Source organism: Nonomuraea spiralis (assembly GCF_014648435.1).
GTDB lineage: Bacteria > Actinomycetota > Actinomycetes > Streptosporangiales > Streptosporangiaceae > Nonomuraea > Nonomuraea spiralis.
Window position 1 is genome coordinate 21,494 of sequence record NZ_BMRC01000051.1, and the last position, 20,730, is coordinate 42,223.

17 protein-coding genes and 1 riboswitch are annotated in these 20,730 nt (G+C 73.0%); of the genes, 10 read left to right on the forward strand and 7 right to left on the reverse strand.

The annotated features are described in order from the left end of the window. The 4 genes from IEZ27_RS51100 to IEZ27_RS51115 are packed head-to-tail and all read left to right on the forward strand — an operon-like array spanning position 1 to position 4,517. Positions 1-546, forward strand: a complete 546-nt coding sequence (locus tag IEZ27_RS51100; protein ID WP_189653912.1) for a histidine phosphatase family protein — start codon at positions 1-3, stop codon at positions 544-546. Continuing rightward, complete coding sequence (locus tag IEZ27_RS51105) at positions 527-2,587, forward strand: magnesium chelatase subunit D family protein (protein WP_189653913.1); 2,061 nt, start codon at positions 527-529, stop codon at positions 2,585-2,587. The genes IEZ27_RS51100 and IEZ27_RS51105 overlap by 20 nt, the downstream gene beginning before the upstream one ends. Positions 2,588-2,589: 2 nt before the next feature. Next, positions 2,590-3,192 carry a cob(I)yrinic acid a,c-diamide adenosyltransferase gene (cobO, locus tag IEZ27_RS51110; RefSeq protein WP_189653914.1) on the forward strand — a complete coding sequence of 201 codons (603 nt, stop codon included), beginning with the start codon at positions 2,590-2,592 and terminating at the stop codon, positions 3,190-3,192. Beyond that, a complete protein-coding gene (locus IEZ27_RS51115; protein WP_189653915.1) occupies positions 3,186-4,517 on the forward strand; it encodes a cobyrinate a,c-diamide synthase in 1,332 nt (443 codons plus the stop codon). Before cobO ends, IEZ27_RS51115 begins: the two co-directional genes overlap by 7 nt. Here IEZ27_RS51115 and cobN read toward each other — a convergent pair. Beyond that, positions 4,472-8,149, reverse strand: a complete 3,678-nt coding sequence (cobN, locus tag IEZ27_RS51120) for a cobaltochelatase subunit CobN (RefSeq protein ID WP_229825098.1) — start codon at positions 8,147-8,149, stop codon at positions 4,472-4,474. The genes IEZ27_RS51115 and cobN overlap by 46 nt on opposite strands. 53 nt (positions 8,150-8,202) lie before the next feature. Next, positions 8,203-8,329, reverse strand: a riboswitch (cobalamin riboswitch). A gap of 71 nt (positions 8,330-8,400) precedes the next feature. On the opposite strand from cobN, the gene cobG reads away from it, so the two are divergent. From cobG to IEZ27_RS51135, 3 genes are read left to right on the forward strand one after another with little or no spacing between them, the layout of a single operon-like run. Then, positions 8,401-9,582 (forward strand): precorrin-3B synthase, encoded by a 1,182-nt coding sequence (cobG, locus tag IEZ27_RS51125; RefSeq protein ID WP_189653916.1) that lies wholly within the window; start codon positions 8,401-8,403, stop codon positions 9,580-9,582. Beyond that, on the forward strand, positions 9,579-10,199 hold the full coding sequence (locus tag IEZ27_RS51130) for a precorrin-8X methylmutase (RefSeq protein WP_189653917.1): 621 nt from the start codon (positions 9,579-9,581) through the stop codon (positions 10,197-10,199). Before cobG ends, IEZ27_RS51130 begins: the two co-directional genes overlap by 4 nt. 5 nt (positions 10,200-10,204) lie before the next feature. After that, entirely contained in the window at positions 10,205-11,683 is a 1,479-nt protein-coding gene (locus IEZ27_RS51135) for a precorrin-2 C(20)-methyltransferase (protein WP_189653918.1), read from the forward strand. Here the strand turns inward: IEZ27_RS51135 and IEZ27_RS51140 are convergent. The 3 genes from IEZ27_RS51140 to cbiE are packed head-to-tail and all read right to left on the reverse strand — an operon-like array spanning position 11,674 to position 14,374. After that, positions 11,674-12,429, reverse strand: coding sequence for a cobalt-precorrin-6A reductase (locus IEZ27_RS51140; RefSeq protein ID WP_189653919.1), 756 nt, complete (start codon positions 12,427-12,429; stop codon positions 11,674-11,676). The two genes, IEZ27_RS51135 and IEZ27_RS51140, sit on opposite strands and share 10 nt — an antisense overlap. Continuing rightward, positions 12,414-13,169, reverse strand: coding sequence for a precorrin-4 C(11)-methyltransferase (gene cobM, locus IEZ27_RS51145; RefSeq protein WP_189653920.1), 756 nt, complete (start codon positions 13,167-13,169; stop codon positions 12,414-12,416). Before cobM ends, IEZ27_RS51140 begins: the two co-directional genes overlap by 16 nt. Beyond that, entirely contained in the window at positions 13,166-14,374 is a 1,209-nt protein-coding gene (gene cbiE / locus IEZ27_RS51150; RefSeq protein ID WP_189653921.1) for a precorrin-6y C5,15-methyltransferase (decarboxylating) subunit CbiE, read from the reverse strand. Before cbiE ends, cobM begins: the two co-directional genes overlap by 4 nt. A 198-nt stretch (positions 14,375-14,572) precedes the next feature. On the opposite strand from cbiE, the gene cobF reads away from it, so the two are divergent. Continuing rightward, positions 14,573-15,331 (forward strand): precorrin-6A synthase (deacetylating), encoded by a 759-nt coding sequence (gene cobF, locus IEZ27_RS51155; RefSeq protein WP_189653922.1) that lies wholly within the window; start codon positions 14,573-14,575, stop codon positions 15,329-15,331. Between the two features lie 659 nt (positions 15,332-15,990). On the opposite strand, the gene IEZ27_RS51160 is transcribed toward cobF, so the two are convergent. The 3 genes from IEZ27_RS51160 to IEZ27_RS51165 form a co-directional block, all read right to left on the reverse strand. Further along, the gene (locus IEZ27_RS51160) at positions 15,991-17,211 is read right to left on the reverse strand and encodes an IS110 family RNA-guided transposase (protein WP_189653923.1); all 1,221 of its coding nucleotides are present in this window, start codon (positions 17,209-17,211) and stop codon (positions 15,991-15,993) included. A gap of 243 nt (positions 17,212-17,454) precedes the next feature. Next, complete coding sequence (locus tag IEZ27_RS55740) at positions 17,455-17,727, reverse strand: NACHT N-terminal helical domain 7-containing protein (RefSeq protein ID WP_379478660.1); 273 nt, start codon at positions 17,725-17,727, stop codon at positions 17,455-17,457. Beyond that, entirely contained in the window at positions 17,625-18,161 is a 537-nt protein-coding gene (locus IEZ27_RS51165; protein WP_229825099.1) for a sigma factor-like helix-turn-helix DNA-binding protein, read from the reverse strand. The genes IEZ27_RS55740 and IEZ27_RS51165 overlap by 103 nt, the downstream gene beginning before the upstream one ends. Positions 18,162-18,583: 422 nt before the next feature. Here IEZ27_RS51165 and IEZ27_RS51170 point away from each other — a divergent pair, with 422 nt between their 5' ends. Further along, a complete protein-coding gene (locus IEZ27_RS51170; protein WP_189653925.1) occupies positions 18,584-19,555 on the forward strand; it encodes an alpha/beta hydrolase in 972 nt (323 codons plus the stop codon). A gap of 445 nt (positions 19,556-20,000) precedes the next feature. Next, positions 20,001-20,726 carry an alpha/beta fold hydrolase gene (locus IEZ27_RS51175; RefSeq protein WP_189653926.1) on the forward strand — a complete coding sequence of 242 codons (726 nt, stop codon included), beginning with the start codon at positions 20,001-20,003 and terminating at the stop codon, positions 20,724-20,726. The last annotated feature ends 4 nt before the right edge of the window (positions 20,727-20,730 follow it).

Here is a 20,730-nt window from a genome sequence, read left to right on the forward strand (position 1 = left end):
GTGCTCTTCGTCCGGCACGCGACGACGCCGGGGATGCGGGCCGCGTGTTTCCCCTCCGACGAGGAGGCGGATCCGGCCGGCCTGGCCAAGGCCGCCGCGTTGACCCTCACGACGGCCTCCGTCGTGTGGGCGGCCCCTGCCAGGGCGGCACTGCAGACCGCCCGTGCCATGGGGCTGCCCGCGCGCGAGTCCGCCGCCCTCGCGGAGGCGGACTGCGGCCGGTGGGTCGGCCTCTCCTTCGAGCAGGTGGCGCGGGAGGAGCCGGAGGCGCTGGCGCGCTGGCTCACCGACGCCGGCGCGGCGCCGCACGGCGGCGAGTCCCGCACGGCGCACGCGGTCAGGGTGGCGAGCTGGCTCGACTCCGTCCGCGACGAGCCGGACCAGGTCGTCGTCTGCGAGGTCGGGACCATCAGGGCGGCGCTCGCCCATGCTCTGCGGCTGGACCCGCTCGGCGCCACCCGCTTCGACGTGGCGCCCCTGTCCACCACCGAGCTGGTCGTCGTCCGGGACGGCTGGCGGATCTCTCATGTCAACCGGAAGGTCTGAGGTTTTGATCGTCACGTATCCGTTCAGTGCCGTCGTCGGGCTGGCGGACCTGAAGCTGGCTCTGGTGCTGAACGCGGTCTCGCCGCGGGTGGGCGGAGTGCTGGTACGCGGGGAGAAGGGCACCGCCAAGTCCACGATCGTGCGGGCGCTGGCGGCACAGTTGCCCACCGTCGAGGTGGTGCCCGGCTGCCGGTTCGCCTGCGATCCCGGCGCGCCTGACCCCGATTGCCCGGACGGCCCCCACGAGCCGGGCGCCGAAGGCGTCGCCCGTCCCGCCGTCCTGGTGGAGCTGCCGGTGGGCGCGTCGGAGGATCGCCTGGTCGGCTCGCTCGACGTGGAACGGGCGCTGACGGAGGGGGTGAAGGCGTTCGAGCCGGGGCTGCTGGCGGCGGCGCATCGCGGAGTGTTGTACGTGGACGAGGTGAACCTGCTGCACGACCACCTCGTCGACCTCCTGCTCGACGCCGCCGCGCTGGGCACGTGCTACGTCGAGCGCGAGTCGATGTCGGTGCGGCACGCCGCCCGCTTCCTGCTGGTAGGGACGATGAACCCGGAGGAGGGGGAGTTGCGCCCGCAACTCCTCGACCGGTTCGGGCTGACGGTCGAGGTGAAGGCCTCCCGCGACCCCGGCGAACGCGCCGAGGTGGTGCGGCGCCGCCTCGCCTTCGACGCCGACGCCCCGGCGTTCGCGAGCCGATGGGCCGCCGAGGAGACGGCGCTGGCCCGGAGCATCGTCGCGGCCAGGGCGCGGGTCTCCGCGGTGCGGCTGCCTGACGCGCGGCTGCGACAGATCGCGACCGTCTGCGCGGAGTTCGAGGTGGACGGGCTGCGGGCGGACCTCGTCACGGCGAACGCCGCCATGGCCCACGCCGCCTGGCAGGGCCGGGACACGGTGACCACCGAGGACGTGCGGGCCGCGGCCCGGCTGGCGCTGCCGCACCGCAGGCGGCGCGACCCGTTCGACGCGCCCGGCCTGGACGAGGAGCTGCTCGACGAGCTCCTGCGGCGCACCTCAGAGGACGAAGAGCCCGACGATCCGGGGCCGGGGAACGATGCCGGCCCCGACGGCACGCCGCCGGACGCTCAACCACCGGCCCGCCCCGAGGACGGCGATCCCGCGGGGGACGCCGCGTCGTCCGGGCGTCCGGGCGACCCGGCAGGGCCAGAACCGGGGCCGGCCGAGGGACCTGAAGCTGGGAGCGCACAGGCGGGAGCTCCGGCCGCGGAGACGGGGGCGGCAGGGCAGATCGCCGGGGTGAGCGCTCCGTACCGGGTGCCGCTGCTGGAGGTTCCGGGCCTGGGGGAAGGCGCCGTGGGCAGGCGGTCCCGGTCGCGGACCCGGCAGGGGCGGAGCATCGGCGCGCGACGTCCGTCCGGTCCGGTGCGCGACCTGCACGTCATGGCGACGGTGCTGGCCGCCGCGCCGCAGCAGAGGAGGCGCGGGCGCAGCGGGCCGGGGCTGGTGCTGCGCGGCGACGATCTGCGCGAGGCGGTGCGCGAGGGCAGGGAGGGCAACCTCGTGCTGTTCGTGGTGGACGCGAGCGGTTCGATGGCCGCCCGCAAGCGCATGACCGCGGTCAAGACCGCCGTCCTCAGCCTGTTGCTGGACGCCTACCAGCGGCGGGACAAGGTCGGACTGATCACCTTTCGGGGAGCGGGCGCCCAGGTGGCGTTGCCGCCCACGTCCTCGGTGGAGGCGGGCGCGGCACGGCTGCGGTCCCTGCCCACCGGCGGCCGAACGCCGCTGGCGGCCGGGCTGACCCGCGCGGCGGAGGTGCTGCGGGTGGAGCGGCTGCGCGACCCGGCCCGGCGTCCGCTGCTGGTACTGGTGACCGACGGGCGGGCCACGGCGGGCGGCGACGTGGACCGGGCCGCCGGACTGCTGTCCGGCACCGCGTCGGTGGTCGTGGACTGCGAGAACGGGCCGGTCAGGCTCGGCCTGGCCGTCCGGCTGGCGTCCCGGCTGCGTGCCCGTCTGGTTTCTCTCGACTCCATGGCCGACCTCGGGGCGGTCGTCCGTGACTACAGGAAGGCGATCTGATCATGCCGCAGGGAAAGCCGGCCGTCGTGCCGGACGACGGCCTCACCACACGCCAGCGGCGCACCCGTCCGCTGCTGATGGTTCACACCGGCCCTGGCAAGGGCAAGTCCACGGCTGCGTTCGGGATGGCGTTGCGAGCCTGGAACCAGGGCTGGCCGGTCGGGGTGTTCCAGTTCGTGAAGTCGGCCAAGTGGCGCATCGGCGAGGAGCGGGCGCTCCAGGTGCTCGGTGAGAGCGGCGAGGGCGGCGCGGTGACCTGGCACAAGATGGGCGAGGGCTGGTCGTGGATCCAGCGGCCAGGCACCGAGGAGGACCACGCGGCCGACGCCCGCGAGGGCTGGGAGCAGATCAAGCGCGACCTGGCCGCCGAGACGTACCGGTTCTACGTTCTGGACGAGTTCACCTACCCCCTGAAGTGGGGCTGGCTGGACCTGGACGACGTGCTGACGGCGCTGACGTCCCGGCCGGGGAACCAGCACGTCGTGATCACCGGCCGGGACGCGCCCGAGCGGCTGATCGAGGCCGCCGACCTGGTTACCGAGATGAGCAAGGTGCGCCATCCCATGGACGCCGGGCAGAAGGGACAGAAGGGCATCGAGTGGTAGTTCCCCGGCTCGTCGTCGCGGCTCCGTCGTCGGGCAGCGGCAAGACGACGGTGGCCACGGGGCTCATGGCGGCGCTGCGGGCGCGCGGGCTGCGGGTGTCGCCCCACAAGGTGGGGCCCGACTACATCGACCCGGGCTACCACGCGCTGGCGAGCGGGCGTCCCGGCCGGAACCTGGATCCCTGGCTCGTCGGCGAGGAACTGGTCGCTCCGCTGTTCCTGCACGGCGCGGCCGGGTGCGACGTGGCGGTGGTCGAGGGCGTGATGGGCCTGTTCGACGGCAGGGGGGACACCGGCTTCGCCTCGACCGCGCACGTCGCGACGCTGCTGGACGCGCCGGTGGTGCTGGTCGTGGACGCGGCCAGGCAGAGCAGATCGGTGGCGGCGGTGGTGCACGGGTTCGCCACCTTCGACCCGGACGTGCGGGTGGGCGGGGTGGTGCTCAACCGGGTGGGCTCCGATCGGCACGAGGAGCTGTGCCGGTCCGCGCTGGCGGCGGCGGGCGTCCCTGTGCTGGGGGCGATCCGCCGCGACGACGCCGTGGCCACGCCCTCCCGGCATCTGGGGCTGGTACCCGCCGCCGAGCGCCGGGCCGAGGCGGTCGCCGCCGTGGACCGGCTGGCCGCGCTGGTGGCGCGTTCGTGCGACCTGGACGCGTTGTTGCGGCTGGCGTGCTCTGCTCCTCCGCTGGGCGGCCCCTCTTGGGCGCCGCCGACGCTCCGCGCGACGAGCGACCGGCCGGTGGTGGCCGTGGCCGGTGGGGCGGCGTTCACCTTCGGCTACGCCGAGCAGGTCGAGCTGCTGCGGGCGGCGGGCGCGGAGGTGGCCGTCTTCGACCCGCTGCGCGACACGCGGCTGCCGGACGGGACCGGCGCGATCGTGATCGGCGGCGGCTTCCCGGAGATGTACGCCGCCGAACTGGCCGCCAACGAGCCCTTGCGCGAGCAGGTCGCCGCCTTCCCCGGCCCGATCGCCGCCGAGTGCGCGGGACTGCTGTACCTGTGCGACGAGCTGGACGGGCAGCGCATGTGCGGGCGTGTCCCCGGGCGGGCGCGGATGACGTCCCGGCTGACGCTCGGCTACCGGGACGCCGTCGCGCTGCGGCGCTCGCCGCTCACCAGGACGGGCGAGCGGCTGCGCGGGCACGAGTTCCACCGCACCGCCGTCGAGTACGCCGCCCCGCCCCTGCTGAGCTGGGACGGCGGCCACGACGGGTACGGCGACCCCGGCGTGACCGCGTCCTACCTGCACCTGCACTGGGCGGGTGCGCCGCACCTGGCTCAGCGGCTGGTGTCGTCCTCCAGGTCGCCCTCGGTCTTGAGGTAGACCTCCCGCAGGTCGCGCAGGACCTCCGGGTCGGGGTGCTGCCACATGCCGCGCTCGGCGGCCTCAAGGAGGCGTTCGGCGATGCCGTGCAGCGCCCAGGGGTTCGAGCGGGCCATGAACTCCTGGTTCTCGGGGTCGAGCACGTAGGTCTCGGTGAGTTTGTCGTACATCCAGTCGGCGACCACGCCGGTCGTGGCGTCGTAGCCGAACAGGTAGTCGACGGTGGCGGCCAGCTCGAAGGCGCCCTTGTAGCCGTGGCGGCGCATGGCGGCCAGCCAGCGCGGGTTGACCACCCTGGCGCGGAAGATCCGCGAGGTCTCCTCCGACAGGGTGCGGGTGCGGACGGCGTCGGGGCGGGTGCTGTCGCCGATGTAGGCGGCCGGGGCCCTGCCGGTGAGCGCCCGCACGGTGGCGATCATGCCGCCGTGGTACTGGAAGTAGTCGTCGGAGTCGGCGATGTCGTGCTCGCGGGTGTCGACGTTCTTGGCGGCGACGGCGATGCGGCGGTAGGCGTCCTCCATCTGGGGGCGGGCGGCGACGCCGTCGAGGCCGCGGCCGTAGGCGTAGCCGCCCCACACGGCGTACACCTCGGCCAGGTCGGCGTCGTCGCGCCAGTTGCGGCTGTCGATCAACGGCAGCAGCCCGGCCCCGTACGCGCCGGGCGCGGAGCCGAAGACGCGCATCGTGGCCAGGCGCTCGTCGCCGCCCGTCGCGGCCACATGGGCGCGGACGTAGTTGTCCTCGGCCGGCTCATCCAGCGACGCGACCAGCCGTACGGCGTCGTCGAGCATGGCCACCACGTGCGGGAAGGCGTCGCGGAAGAAGCCGCTGATGCGGACCGTCACGTCGATGCGCGGACGGCCCAGCTCGGCGAGCGGGACCGGCTCCAGGCGGGTGACGCGACGCGAGGCCTCGTCCCATTCGGGGCGGACGCCGAGCAGGGCCAGCACCTCGGCGACGTCGTCGCCCGCCGTGCGCATGGCGCTGGTCCCCCACACCGACAGCCCGACCGAGCGCGGCCACTCGCCGGTGTCGGCGCGGTAGCGCTCCAGCAGCGACTCCGCCATGGCCTGGCCGGTCTCCCAGGCCAGGCGGCTGGGCACCGCCCGGGGATCCACGGAGTAGAAGTTGCGGCCGGTGGGCAGCACATTGACCAGGCCGCGCAGCGGCGAACCGCTGGGTCCGGCGGGGACGTAGCCGCCGTCCAGGGCGTGCAGGACGTGGTCGAGCTCGTCGGTGGTGCGGGCCAGGCGCGGCACCATCTCGGTGGCGGCGAAGGCCAGCACGCGCGCCACGAGCTCCACCCGTTCCCCGGACGCGTGGCCCGACATGGCAGGAGCGACACCGGGCGCCCCGCCCGACGCGGCAGGAGCGACAGCGGGCGCGACGCCCAGTGCCGCGCGGGCGACGGTGGGGGCCGCCTCCGGGGCCCAGGAGTGCTCCTCCATGGCCTCGACCAGGGCGCGGGCGGTCGATTCCGCGCGGTCCACTTCGCCCAGCCCCGCCGTCCCGTCCTCGGACAGGCCCAGTGCCTCACGCAGGCCGGGCAGCGTCTCCTGACCGGCCCACATCTGCCGGGCGCGCAGCATGGCCAGCACCAGGTCCACCCGCACCTGGCCGGTGGGCGCCTGGCCGAGGACGTGCAGGCCGTCGCGGATCTGCGCGTCCTTCACCTCGCACAACCAGCCGTCCACGTGCAGGATGAGGTCGTCGAACTCGCTGTCGTGCGGCCGGTCGGCCAGCCCGAGGTCGTGGTCGAGCCGGGCGGCCTGGATCAGCGTCCAGATCTGCGCCCGGATCGCGGGCAGCTTGGCGGGGTCCATGGCGGCGATCGTGGCGTGCTCGTCCAGGAGCTGCTCCAGCCGGGCGATGTCGCCGTAGGTGTCGGCGCGGGCCATCGGCGGCACCAGGTGGTCCACCAGCACGGCGTGCGCCCGCCGCTTGGCCTGCGTGCCCTCTCCTGGATCGTTCACCAGGAACGGGTAGATCAGCGGCAGGTCGCCGATGGCCGCGTCGGTGCCGCACGCGGCCGACATCCCCGCCGACTTGCCGGGCAGCCACTCCAGGTTGCCGTGCTTGCCGACGTGCACCATCGCGTGCGCGCCGAACTCGGCCGACAGCCAGTGGTAGGCGGCCAGGTAGTGGTGGCTGGGCGGCAGGTCGGGGTCGTGGTAGATGGCGATCGGGTTCTCCCCGAAGCCGCGCGGCGGCTGCACCATCACCACCAGGTTCCCGGCCCGCAGCGCGGCCAGCACGATGTCGGTCCCGCTGTCGCCCTCGTGCACGAACAACTCTCCGGGCGGCGGTCCCCAGTGCCGTTCCATCTCCTCCCGCAGCTGCGCGGGCAGCGTCCGGTACCACTGCTCGTAGGAGGCGGCGGAGATGCGGACCGGGTTGCCCGCCAGGTGCTCCTCGGTCAGCCAGTCCTGGTCCTGGCCGCCGGCGGCGATCAGCGCGTGGATGAGCGCGTCGCCGTCCTGCTCGGCCACGCCGGGGAAGCCGTCGCCCAGGTCGTAACCTGCCTCGGCGAGCCTGGCCAGCAGCCGGACGGTGCTCGCGGGGGTGTCCAGCCCGACCGCGTTGCCGACGCGGGAGTGCTTGGTCGGGTACGCCGACAACATCACCACCAGCCGCCGCTCGGCGGGAGGAGTGTGCCGCAGCAGGCCATGGCGCACCGCGATGCCCGCCACCCGGGCGGCCCGCTCGGGGTCGGCGACGTAGACGGTCAGCCCGTCGGGGTCGATCTCCTTGAACGAGAACGGCACCGTGATGATCCGCCCGTCGAACTCCGGGATCGCCACCTGGGAGGCGGCGTCCAGCGGCGACAGCCCGTCGTCGTTCTCCTCCCATGCCTGCCGGGTGGTGGTCAGGCAGAGTCCTTGCAGGATCGGCACGTCGAGCTCGGCCAGCGCGCCGACGTCCCATGCCCCGTCGTCGCCGCCCGCTCCCGCGGTGGCCGGACGGGAGCCACCCGCCGCCAGCACCGTGACGACCAGGGCGTCCGCCGTACGCAGCGTGTCGAGCAGCTCCGGCTCGGCCGCGCGCAGGGACGAGCAGAAGACCGGCAGCGCCTGCCCGCCCGCGTCCTCGACGGCGTCGCACAACGCTTCGACGAACGCGGTGTTGCCCGCCATGTGGTGCGCCCGGTAGTACAGCACCCCCACCACGGGACCGCCGGTGGTCCTGGCCGGGCGGTCCAGCCTTCCCCAGGTGGGAGCCGGGGCGGGCGGCTCGAACCCGTGCCCGGTCAGCAGGACGGTGTCGGACAGGAACGCGTGCAGCTGGGCCAGGTTGGCCGGGCCGCCATGGGCCAGGTAGGCGTGCGCCTCGGCGCACACCCCGCCGCTGACCGTGGACAGCTCCATCAGCTCGGCGTCGGGAGCCTGCTCCCCGCCCAGCACCACCACCGGGCGCGGCCCGGCCAGCAGCGCGTCGAGCCCTTCCTCCCAGGCCCGCCGCCCGCCCAGCAGACGCACCACGACGAGGTCGGTCCCCTCCGTCAGGCCGGGGACGTCATCGGCGGTCAGCCGGGCGGGATTGCCCAGACGGTAGCCCGCGCCGCAGGCGCGAGCGCTGAGCAGGTCGGTGTCGGAGGTGGAGAGCAGCAGAACGGTACGGCTGTCGCCAGGCACGGCACATTCCTCCCTCGGGGTCCTCGCCCCGGTCGCAGGTGACGCGACGGCAGGAGTCTCCTGGCTCCCGGATCGACGCTCACCCCGGCCTTCCCACCCGTCTCCGGGCAGTGGCCTCGTGGTGGGGTTCGCTCCCCGGTCACAGTGGCGGGACCGCGCCGGATTCACACCGGCTTCCTCCCATTGCCATCGCCTACGCCGAAGCTTACGGCAGGAGCGACCCGTCCCAGAAGTGGCGTTACGATCCCTTCGTGCCTGTAGGTGACTCTTCCGGACGTACGCGTCCTGATGCCTGCCCGGGGGCGCTCCAGGTGCACGAGGCCGCCGACGGCCCGCTCGCCCGCGTGCGCCTGCCCGGCGGTGCGGTGTCCGCCGCGCAGCTCGGCGTGCTCGCCATGTGCGCGGCCGAGCTGGGCTCGGGCGTGATCGAGCTGACGTCGCGGGCGAACGTCCAGGTGCGGGGGCTGCGCTCGCCGGAGGTCTTCGCCGGGCGGATCGCGGCGGCCGGGCTGCTGCCGTCGCCCGCGCACGAGCGGGTGCGCAACATCCTGGCCTCGCCGCTGGGCGGGCGCGGTCCCGACGGGCTGCTGGACGTGCTGGCGATGGCGGACGCCCTGGACCGGGCGCTGTGCGCGCGGCCCCGGCTGTCCGCCCTGCCGGGACGGTTCCTGTTCGCCCTGGACGACGGCACGCGGGACGTCGCCGGACTCGGTGCGGACGTCACCTACCTGGCGACCGGACGGCTGCTGCTCGCCGGCACCGACACCGGGCTGACCGTCGTCCCGGACGCGGCCGTCCCGCTCATGATCGACGCAGCCGAGGCGTTCCTGGACGAGCTGCCCGCCGATGGCCCCCGCGTCTGGCGCATCCGCGAGCTGCCCGACGGTCCCGCCAGAATCGCCACCCGCCTGCGCGACGACCCGTCCGGGATCATGACCCGCCTGCGCGACGGCGAACCGGGCAGGACGGACACCCTGCCCGCCGCGCGCCGCCCGTCCGCGGGCAGGATCGCGCAGCGGGACGGCCGCGTGGCGATCGAGGCCCTCGTGCCGCTCGGCCGGCTGACGTCCGCCCAGGCCGGGGCCCTCGCGGACACCGGACGGCCGGTGCGTCTGACACCCTGGCGAACCGTCGTCCTGCCCGATCTCTCCCCCCGCGAGGCGGACCGGGCCGAGCAGACGCTCGCCGCCATCGGGCTCCCCACCGACCCGGACTCCCCTTGGGCCGGGGTCACCGCCTGCACCGGCCGCCCCGGCTGCGCGAAGGCACTCGCCGACGTGCGGGCGGACGCCCGGCGCTGGGTACGAGGCAGCGCTCACGCCCCCGCCACGCCCGTCCACTGGGCCGGTTGCGAGCGGCGCTGCGGCCTGCCACGCGGCCCGGTCCTCCAGATGATCGCGACCACCAACGGATATGAGGAACGCCAGGAGTGAGCGACTACATCCGCGAAGGGGCCGAGATCTACCGGCGCTCGTTCGCGACCATCCGCGCCGAGACCGACCTCACGGGCATGCCACCCGAGGTGGCCCAGGTGGCGGTACGCGTGATCCACGCGTGCGGCATGACCGACCTCGTCACCGATCTGGCCTGGTCCCCGCAGGTGGTCGTGCGTGCCCGGGAGGCGCTGCGCGGCGGCGCGCCCGTGTTGTGCGACGCCATGATGGTCGCCTCGGGCGTGACCAGAGGCAGGCTGCCCGCCGGGAACGAGGTCCTGTGCACGCTGGGCGATCCGCGCGTGCCGGAGCTGGCCGAACGTCTCGGCACCACCCGCAGCGCCGCCGCCCTGGAGCTGTGGCGCGACCGCCTGGAAGGCGCGGTGGTGGCGATCGGCAACGCGCCGACCGCCCTGTTCCGGCTGCTGGAGCTGGTGGCCGAGGGCGCGGGACGCCCCGCGGCCGTGCTCGGCATCCCGGTCGGCTTCATCGGCGCGGCCGAGTCCAAGCAGGCGCTGGCGGACAGCGACCTGGAGTACCTGGTGGTGCACGGCCGTCGTGGCGGCAGTGCGATGACGGCTGCGGCGGTCAACGCCATCGCGAGCGAGACGGAGTGACGAGGATGACAGGACGCCTGTACGGGGTCGGCCTCGGTCCCGGCGACCCGGAGCTGGTCACGGTCAGGACGGCCCGGCTGATCGGCGAGGCCGACGTGATCGCCTACCACGCCGCCCGGCACGGCCGCAGCATCGCCCGTTCGATCGCGCTGCCGTACATGCGCGAGGGGCAGATCGAGGAGCTGCTGCTCTACCCGCTGACCACGGAGACCGCCGACCACCCGGGCGGCTACCAGGGGGCGCTCGACGACTTCTACGCCGACTGCGCCGAACGCCTGGCCGCCCACCTGGACGCGGGCCGCACGGTGGTCGTGCTGGCGGAGGGCGACCCGCTGTTCTACGGCTCCTACATGCACATGCACAAGCGCCTCGCCCACCGCTATCCGACCGAGGTCGTACCGGGGGTCACCTCGGTCAGCGCCGCCGCCGCCGTGCTCGGGCGTCCGCTGGTGGAGCGGGACGAGGTGCTGACCGTGCTGCCCGGCACGCTGCCCGCCGAGGCGCTGGCCGAGCGGCTGCGCGACACCGACTCCGCCGCCGTGCTCAAACTGGGCCGCACGTTCGAGAAGGTGCGTGACGCGCTGGCCGAGGCCGGGCGGCTCGACGACGCCTGGTACGTCGAGCGCGCCACCATGGGCGCCGAGCGGGTCGCGCCGCTCAAGGACGTGGACCCGGCCGGCGTCCCGTACTTCTCGCTGGCCCTGCTCACCAGCCCGGCCGAGCGCACCTTCGTCCCCGAACGCCCGGAGCCGGAGGGGGCCGGCGAGGTGGTCGTGGTCGGGCTGGGCCCGGCCGGGCGGCCGTGGCTGACGCCGGAGGCGCAGGAGGCGCTGGCCGCCGCCACCGACCTCGTCGGGTACGGCCCCTACGTTGACCGCGTGGCCCCGAACCCCCGCCAGCGCCGCCACCGCACCGACAACAGGGTGGAGGCCGAACGCGCCAGGCACGCCCTTGAGCTGGCCCGGGACGGGGCCCGCGTGGCGGTCGTGTCGTCCGGCGACCCGGGCGTGTTCGCCATGGCCAGCGCCGTGCTCGAAGCCGCCGCCGACTTCCCGGACGTGCCGGTGCGGATCGTGCCGGGACTGACCGCCGCCCAGGCGGTGGCGGCCAGGGCGGGCGCGCCACTCGGTCACGACTACTGCGTGTTGTCGCTGTCCGACCTGCTCAAGCCGTGGGAGGTGGTGGCCGACCGGCTGTCCGCCGCCGCGCGGGCCGACCTGGTGCTGGCGATCTACAACCCGGCCTCGCGCAGCCGTACGTGGCAGGTCGCCGCCGCCCGGGACGTGCTGCTGGAGCACCGTACGCCGGACACCCCCGTGGTGATCGGCCGCGACGTCGGCGGCCCGGAGGAGAGCGTCACGGTCACCACGCTCGGCGAGCTGGACCCCGGCCAGGTGGACATGCGCTGCCTGCTGATCATCGGCTCGTCCACGACCCGGGCCACCGAAGACGGCGTCGTCTACACCCCGCGCCGCTACCCCTGAACCCAGGCCACCGCCGCCGCCACGCTGTCCGTCGCCCGGACGCCCACGGGCAGCGGCGGCCGGTCCACCATGATCACTGGCAGGCCGAGCTCACGCGCCGCGTCGAGCTTGGCCATGGTCATGCTCCCGCCACTGTCCTTGGTCACCAGCACGTCGAGGCGGTGCTCCCGGATCAGGGCGCGCTCACCCTCGACGGTGTACGGTCCACGGTCGAGCAGGACGTGCACGTTCGCCGGCACCGGCCCTTCCGGCGGGTCCACCGACCTGGCCAGCAACCACACGCCCGGCAGCGGTGCGAACACCGGCAGGCTGCGGCGGCCGGTAGTGAGGAAGATCCGGCTCTCACGGCCGGCCACGCCCCACCGGGTCGTGGCCAGCAGCCCGGCCGCCGCCTGGAGTGAGCCGACCCGCAGCCACGCATCGCCCGGCCCCTCCCGCCACCCCGGACGCCGCAGCACCAGCAGCGGCACCCCGGTCGCCGACGAGGCCGCGACCCCCGAGGCGGTCATCCGCTCCGCGAACGGATGCGTGGCGTCGATCAGCACGTCGATGCGCTCCTTCAGCAGCCACGCGGCCAGGCCCGACGGCCCGCCGAACCCGCCTTCCCGTACCTCGCCCACGGGAAGCCGCGGGTTGTTCACCCGCCCCGCCAGCGACGACACCACGCGCAGCCCGGGATCGGCGGCCAGCTGGGCGGCCAGAGCCCGCGCCTCCGCGGTTCCGCCGAGGATCAGGACCCGTCGCACGCCCGCTCCCTCGCCGCGCTGTAGAGATGGCTGTCGGGGAACTGCGTCGCCGACAGCACCCGCCCGACGACGATCACGGCCGTCCGCCGGATCCCGGCCTCGTGGACCTGCCCGGCGATGTCGGCCAGTGTCCCGCGCAGGATCAGCTCGTCGGCCCGGCTCGCCCGCGCCACCACGGCCACCGGGCAGTCCGGGCCGTAGGAGGGCAGCAGCTCGGCCACCACCGCGTCGATCCGCTGCACGGCCAGGTGCAGCACCATCGTGGCCCGGCTCGCGCCGAGCGTGCCGAGGTCCTCGCCGTCCGGCATGGGGGTGGCGCGGACGGAGGTACGCGTCAGGATGACCGTCTGGCCGACACCGGGCACGGTCAGCTCCCGGCCCAGCGCGGCCGCCGCGGCCGCGAACGCCGGAACACCCGGCACCACCTCGTACGGCACCCCGAGCCCGTCCAGCCTGCGCATCTGCTCGGCCACCGCGCTGAACACCGACGGGTCACCCGAGTGCAGCCGGGTGACGTCGAGACCGTCACGGTGCGCGGCGGCCAGCTCGGCGACGATCTCGTCGAGTGTCAGGGCGGCCGTGTCCACCAGCCTGGCCCCCGGTGGGCAGGCGTCCAGCAGCTCGCGCGGCACCAGCGACCCGGCGTACAGGCAGACCGGCGACGACTCCAGCCGCCGCAGGCCGCGCAGAGTGATCAGATCGGCGGCCCCGGGACCGGCTCCGACGAAGTACACGGTCACGGTGAGTCCTTCCTGATGATCGACCACACGGTCACCGGCATCGCCGCCCGCCATCCGGTGAACCCGCCGACCGGCGACGCCCGCTGGACGCTCAGGCGCACCAGGTCGCCGCCGAGCCTGCCGTACCAGTGGGCGAGGACGGCCTCGGACTCCAGGGTGACGGCGTTCACCACCAGCCGGCCGCCGGGGCGCAGCGCCGACCAGCAACGTTCCAGCAGGCCGGGGGCGGTCGCGCCGCCGCCGACGAACACCGCGTCCGGCTCGGGCAGCCCGTCCAGCGCCCCCGGAGCCTTGCCCTCGACCACGCGCATCGACGGCACGCCGAGCCGCTCGGCGTTGCGCCGGACGGCGGCGGCCCGGTCGCCCCTGCTCTCGATCGCCACGGCCGCGCACGACGGGTGGCTGCGCATCCACTCGACGGCGATGCTGCCCGCCCCCGCGCCGACGTCCCACAGCAGCTCGCCGGGCATCGGGGCCAGGCGGGACAGGCTGACGGCGCGGACCTCCCGCTTGGTGAGCTGCCCGTCGTGCTCGAACGCGCCGTCCGGCAGCCCCGGCACTCTGGCCAGGGGCTCGGCGTCCCGGGCGAGGGCGCACTCGACGGCGATCACGTGCAGCGGGGACACCTCGCCTATCATCCAGCCCTCCGCCGTTCCCCGCTGCCCGGACTCCTCGGGGGCGCCCAGGTCGGACAGCACCGTCATCGGGCTCGGGCCGTACCCGTGCCCGACAAGCAGCTCTGCGACCACCGACGGGGAGGTCGGTCCCGAGCCGAGTACGACGACGCGGCGGCCCGGCTGAAGCACCGCGGCCAGGGTCGCGGGCGGGCGGCCCACCAGACTGACCACGTCCACCTGCTCGACCGGCCAGCCCAGCCGGGCGCAGGCCAGCGACAACGAGGACACGTGCGGCAGCACGAGGACGCGCTCCGCTCCCAGCAGCCGGACCAGCGTCGAACCGACGCCGTAGAACATGGGATCCCCGCTGGCCAGCACGCACACCTCACGATCCGCGTATCTGTCCATGAGCGCGGGCAGAGCGGGCAGCAGCGGCGACGGCCAGCTCACGCGTTCGGCGGCCGTCGCAGGCACGAGGTCAAGCTGCCGAATGCTGCCCATGACCACGTCGGCGGCTTCTACCGCCCGGCGCGGGCCCGGAGCCAGGCCGTCCCAGCCTTCCGCGCCGATCCCGACGACCGTGATCATGTGTCACCCAGCACGCGCGTCATCCGGCTCTCCACGACAAATCCGGCTCTCCACGACAACCCGCGAAGGTTCACCCAGGGGTGCCCGCAGCGCCGGAAAGCGGCCAAGGCGTCGCCCTGCTCGGCCAGGTTCACGATCCTCCTCTATGGCAAAGTGCGAGCGACATCGTATATCTGCCTATCTGGCAGACTTTGGCGGGTGAAACGGCTCCTCGTCATCGGGATCGGCGCAGGCGACCCCGACCATCTCACCCTGCAGGCGGTCAAGGCCATCGCCGCCACGGACGTGTTCTTCATCGTCGACAAGGGTGAAGTCAAGCACGAGTTGATCCAACTCCGGCTCGACCTGATCGCGCAGCACAGTCGGAATCCGTACCGGATCGCCGAGGCCCGCGACCCGGAACGCGATCGCGCAGCCCCCGCCTACACTGCCGCCGTCGAGGACTGGCGCTCGCGCCGCTCGCTCGCCTGCGAAGCGCTCATCCGCGACGAGCTCGGCGACGGCGAGACCGGCGCGTTCCTGGTGTGGGGCGACCCGGCCGTCTACGACAGCACGCTCGCCATCCTCGACGAGATCCTTCGACGCGGGCACGTCGCCTTCGATGTCGAGGTCATCCCCGGCATCAGCAGCGTCGCCGCCCTCACAGCCCGCCACCGCATCGGCCTCACCCAGGTCGGCCGGCCCACGCACCTCACCACCGGCCGCCGCCTGGCCGAGCAGGGCCCCACCGCCGACGACGTGGTCGTCATGCTCGACGCCCACTCGTCCTTCATCGGTCTCGACGACTTCCACATCTATTGGGGCGCCTACCTCGGGACACCTGACGAGATCCTGGTGTCGGGGCCGGTGCGCGAGGTCGGCGAACGCATCCGACGGCTGCGTGAGGAGGCCCGCGCTCGTAAGGGCTGGATCATGGACACGTACCTGCTACGCCGAATGCCACCGAGGGACCGCTGACCCGACACCGAGGTTCATGGGAGATCGCATTCCCTGGTCCCACCGGTTCGGCCGATCACCTGCACGCGCCCCGAACGTCCTTCCGCGCAGGAACGCCGCCCGATCTGGGCGACCGAGTCGATCGCGATGCCTTCGAGGGGAAAGCCGGCCCACCTATCCTGTGGGTGCCGAATACTCGTCCGTGCAGGTCGCGGGGCGAGGGGTGATCACGCGTTCCCGTCCGGAGAAGCGCAAGGGCTCAACGGAACGGTATGACGATCCGTCGTGTTGCGGCGCATGGCCTACCTCGCGATGACGAGCTGAGACGGTCCGCTGTCCCGGAGGTCGGCTGAGCAGAGGTTTCGTGTTGTCGTCCTCGGTCCGGTGGTGATCGTGGCCGCCGTCCTCGCTCTGCCGGCCGTATTCCTCGCTGGAGAAACGACGATCTCGAAACCGCCAGACCATGGCCGCGCGGAGGAACTCCCCGTGGTCGCGAAGGGCAAGTGCCGGGTCGCCTTCGGCCAGAGAACGGCCCGGCACCTGTCGTGATCAGATCAACGCCTGCGGCAGGAGGGGACTCGCGAGCGATGGCACCCGGCTCAACTCGTCGATGCGGCAACGCGTACCGCCGCCGCGGCCGCGAACGCGGAGTCCGGTCAGACATCCCTGGAGCCGGGATGTCAAGCAGCGAGATCCTCTTGTCGGTGTGACCAAGCGGTTGCCCGGTCGTAGAGAGTGTGTGTTTTGAGGCAGCCGTGCAGGATGCCGACGAGGCGGTTGCCGACCTGGCGCAGGGCGGCGTTGTGGCTGAGGTCGCGGGTTTTGAGCTGGTCGTAGTAGGCGCGGACGGCCGGATCGTGCAAGATCGCTGCGCTGGCCTGCATGTGCAGGGCGTCGATGAGGCGGTCGTTGTGGATGAACCGGGCATGGACGGACTTGGACCTGCCCGATTGCCGGGTGATCGGTGAGGTCCCGGCGTAGTTCTTGCGGGCCTTGGCGCTGGCGTAGCGGCCGCGCGCGTCGCCGAACTCCGCGAGCACCCGGGCGCCGAGGATGGCGCCGATACCGGGCTGGCTGAGCAGGATCTCAGCGTCCGAGTGCCGGCCAAAATGGGCCTCGACCTGCCTTTCAAGGGTGGCGATCTGGGTGTTGAGGGTCTGCAGGACCGCGACGGTCGCCGCCACGGTGGCCGCGTAAGCGGACGCGACCAGGTCGCTTTGCCCGAGATGCTCGGCGTGTAGTTCGGCCTGGATCGCGGCGGCCTTGGCGCTCTTGTCGCGGTAGCCCTTCAGCGCCGCGGTGATCTGGGTGACGGTCAGCCGTGCCGCTGCATGCGGGGTGGGGGCTTTGGCCAGCAGGGCGAGCACAGCCGTGCTGGTCAGGCCGAGCGGCTGGTAGGCCGCGAGCGCGGCGGGGAAGTAGTCCCGCAGTGCCGAGCGCAGCCGCAGCATGTGCCGAGTCCGTTCCCAGATCATCGTCTGATGCGCGCGGGCGACGACCTTGACCGCCTCGGCCTCATCGGAGTCGGCGGCGATCTGGCGGAGCTGGTGGCGGCGTGTGCGCACCATGTCGGCCAGCGCGTGCGCGTCGGCCTTGTCGCTCTTGGCCCCGGAGTTGCCCATCACCTCCCGGTGCCGGGCGGCTTGTTTGGGGTTCACCCCGAACACCCGGTAGCCGGCCGCGACCAGCGCGCGCACCCACGGTCCCCGGTCGGTCTCGATGCACACCAGCACCTCGGCCGGTTCGGCGTCCTGGGGCAGGACCGAGGCGACCAGCTCGTGGAAGCGGGCCACCCCCGCGGCACCCTCGGGCAACCGGGCCCGCTTGACCGCCCGGCCCTGCTCGTCCTGCACCTCCACATCATGGTGGTCCTCGGCCCGGTCATCACCGACGAACAGCACCCGATCCTCCAACCCCTCGACGACGCCATCAGGCAGCCCGCAGGAGCCGGTCGACGTGCTAATGGATCAGTACTCACGCCACCAGGGCGGGCACGACATCCCATCAGTGATCAAACCCCTGATCACTGGTGAGGGCACGGTCTGACCCCAGGACTCAAACATCGGTCCAGCGGACGGAAGTGCTCACTCACCAGCGGCTACCAGGTACCGAGTCTGCCCGATCAGCCGACCCGGTACCTCCCATTAGCGGACGGCGATGCGTTGGGTGCGTGAGAAGCGGCCCAGCCCGCGCAGCCGATCGCTGAGTCCGGCCCCGACCTGCCGGCTGAGCCTGGCCGGCTCGCCTTTGGCGTCGAACAGGCTGAGAGCGAGCCGATCCTCAGGCGGACGACGCGCGCCGTGATCACGAAGTGTCACTGGAGCACCAGATGGCCGGTCACGTCGGCAGCGAGGAGTTCTTCCAGTTCGGCGAGGTCGCCGCTCTGCGCCGCGGCGATGAACGTCCGTACGAGGCATCGGTGCGCGGCGACGTTGACCGGCCGGCGTCGCTCGGCGTCGAGGTGTACGTGGGCGCGCAGTACGAGCTGGCGCGCGTGGTCCGCGCTCAGGTGCAGGACTTCGGAGATTCGGCGGTACGGGTAGTCGAAGGCCTTGCGGAGGAGATAGGTGGCCCGTTCGGCGGGTGTCAGCTTCTCCAGCAGCAGCCGGATCGCCAGATCGGCCGCCTCATGTCGTTCGGCCGCAGTCTCAGGGCTGACGCCGTGGTCCACGCTCTCCGGGAGCCAGGGGCCGCTGGACGTCTCGCGGCGCCTGCGGGCCGACTTGGTGACATTGACGGCGAGCCTGGTGGTGGTCAGCGCGAGAAACGCGGGCGGGCTCAGGACGGCCGATCGGTCGGCCCGTTCCCAGCGGAGCCACGCCTCCTGCACCACGTCCTCGGCCTCTCCCACGTCGTCGAGGACGCGAAAGGCGATCCCGAAGAGCCGGGACCGTGAGGTGATGAATGCCGAGACGGCCGTGTCCAACCCCGCTGACCGAACGGTCGTCAGCGGTCTCCGCCGCGCCGTGTCCAGGCGACTCCAACAGGTCGTTCGTCATGGTCCCAGCTCCCTTCGCACGGCATCCAGCGATGCCGGTGCGATCACGGTCGCCTGCCGGACCCCTCCATCGCGCCCTGGGAGACCCTGGTCGACACCCTGGTTCACGGTCGCGACCGCGACAGGGCCCCGTCAGGAGGCCGGTCACCGTGCCGGGCATCCGGCGTCCGATCCGGGTGACGGAGCCAGCGATTCTGGCAAGGTTTCGCGGTGTGCGTCACAAAGCTTGCGAGCTGTCCGGTCATTGCTGAATGACACAGCAGAAAGGTGACACCATGAGCAAGTACGTCCTGGAACCAGCGGCGCAAGCATTCGCCGACGCCACCGCCAAGCCCCCCTTCCTGTACGAGCTCGGGCCCGAGGCCGCCCGCAAGGTGCTCGACGACGTCCAGGCCGCTCCGACCGACATGCCCGACGTCCAGGAAAAGTGGATCACGGTGCCGGCCGAGGCCGGCGAGGTGAGGGTGCGCATCGTCAAACCGGTCGGCGCCGAAGGACAGCTGCCGGCCGTCCTGTACGTCCATGGCGGTGGCTGGATCCTCGGGGGTACCGCCACCCACGACAGGCTCGTCAGGGAACTGGCCGTCAAGGTGAACGCCGCGATCGTGTTCGTCGAGTACGACCGCTCGCCCGAGGCCCGCCATCCCGTCGCGATCGAGCAGGCGTACGCCACCGCGAAGTGGATCTGCGAGCACGGGGCCGCCGAAGGCATCGACGGCTCCCGCCTCGCCGTCGCCGGGGACTCCGTCGGCGGGAACATGAGCGCGGTCCTGGCCATCCTGGCCAAGCGGCGCGGCGACGTCACCTTCGTGCACCAGTCGCTGTACTACCCGGTCACGGACGCGGGCCAGGACACCGGCAGCTACCGCGAGTTCGCCGACGGACCGCATCTCACGGCCAAGGCCATGGCCTGGTTCTGGGACGCCTACCTGCCCGAGAAGGACAAGCGCGACGACATCACTGTCTCGCCGCTACGGGCGAGCGTCGAGGAGCTCGCCGGGCTCCCCGAGGCCTTCCTCATCGTGGACGAGAACGACGTCCTGCGCGACGAGGGCGAAGCCTACGGCCGCAAGCTCACCGAGGCCGGCGTCCGCACCACGATCGTCCGCTACAACGGCACCATCCACGACTTCATGATGCTCAACCCCCTGCGTGGTACCGCCGCCACGACGGGTGCCATCGAGCAGGCCGTCCACGTCCTCCGCAAGGCACTCGGCGGCGACCGACCAGACAGGAGGGAATCATGACCCAGCAGAAACCGACCGTCGTTCTCGTGCCCGGCGGCTTCGCGAAATCCGCCCGTTGACCTGGCGTGGAGATCCCTCCCGTCCTGGTTCGTCTTCGGCGACGCCGACCTCAGCATTCCGGTCGCCCCGCACCGCTGCATGGCGGATCGAGCCGGCGCCAAGGGGGCACGCGACATGCCCGGCGCGTCGCACGTGCTCAGCGTCTCCCAGCCCGAAGCCGTGACCGCGTCGATTCTCGAGGCCCTGCACACGGTCGCGGCGTAGCCCGTTCTGTGGTGAGGTCCCCGGCGGCGCGGCCGGGGACCTCGGTCCCACGACGAGAAGCCCGGACGCCCCGCCGACGAGCCCCCCGAGACCGGCGGCGCATCCACCGAGCTGTCACAGATCCGGGCAGTCGCCCGGTCCATGGAAGAGATGCTCCTCCCGACCTCTGAAAGGAACCATCATGAACACTGCGGAACAGCCCGTCATCGTCCTGGTCCACGGCGCCTTCGCCGAGTCCGCGAGCTGGAACGGCGTCATCCGCGGCCTGCACGACCACCGGTTCGCCGCCGTCGCCGCGGCCAACCCGCTACGCGGCCTCGAGGACGACGCCGCGTACGTGCGTGACGTGGTCGCCGGCCTCGGCCGGCCGGTCGTCCTGGTCGGACACTCCTACGGCGGTATGGTGATCACCGAGGCGGCGGCCGGGAACGCTGCCGTCCGCGCATTGGTCTACGTCGCGGCCTTCGCTCCCGAGCCCGGCGAGAGCGCGTTGCTGCTGTCCGGCAAGTTCGAGGGCAGCACTCTGGGTGGCGCGCTGGCCGCCTACCCGCTCGCCTCGGGCGGCACCGAGTTCCGTATCGACGAGGACAGGTTCCACCATCAGTTCTGCGCCGACCTCGACCCCGACCAGGCCGCGCTGATGGCCGCCACCCAGCGGCCGGTGACCGAACGGGCGCTGAGCGACGGGCTGACGGCGGACGAGGCGGCCTGGCGTACCAGGCCGTCATGGTTCGTCCACGGGGAGCGGGACCTCAACATCCCCGCCGCCGCGTTGCGGTTCATGGCCGAACGCGCCGGTTCGCGCGGAACCCGCGAGATCGCCGGTGCCTCCCACGCCGTCGCGACCTCGCAGCCCGACGCCGTGACCGCTGCCGTTCTGGACGCCGCCGTCCATGTCCAGGGGTGATGCG

What these genes read in the sequence shown, in the direction of transcription:
- IEZ27_RS51170 (WP_189653925.1), top strand. Translation starts at nt 18,584, where the DNA reads ATGAGCAAGTACGTCCTGGAACCAGCGGCGCAAGCATTCGCCGACGCC.
- cbiE (WP_189653921.1), bottom strand. Translation starts at nt 14,374, where the DNA reads ATGATCACGGTCGTCGGGATCGGCGCGGAAGGCTGGGACGGCCTGGCT.
- IEZ27_RS51105 (WP_189653913.1), top strand. Translation starts at nt 527, where the DNA reads ATGTCAACCGGAAGGTCTGAGGTTTTGATCGTCACGTATCCGTTCAGT.
- IEZ27_RS51175 (WP_189653926.1), top strand. Translation starts at nt 20,001, where the DNA reads ATGAACACTGCGGAACAGCCCGTCATCGTCCTGGTCCACGGCGCCTTC.
- IEZ27_RS51135 (WP_189653918.1), top strand. Translation starts at nt 10,205, where the DNA reads ATGACAGGACGCCTGTACGGGGTCGGCCTCGGTCCCGGCGACCCGGAG.
- cobO (WP_189653914.1), top strand. Translation starts at nt 2,590, where the DNA reads ATGCCGCAGGGAAAGCCGGCCGTCGTGCCGGACGACGGCCTCACCACA.
- IEZ27_RS55740 (WP_379478660.1), bottom strand. Translation starts at nt 17,727, where the DNA reads ATGCCTCGTACGGACGTTCATCGCCGCGGCGCAGAGCGGCGACCTCGC.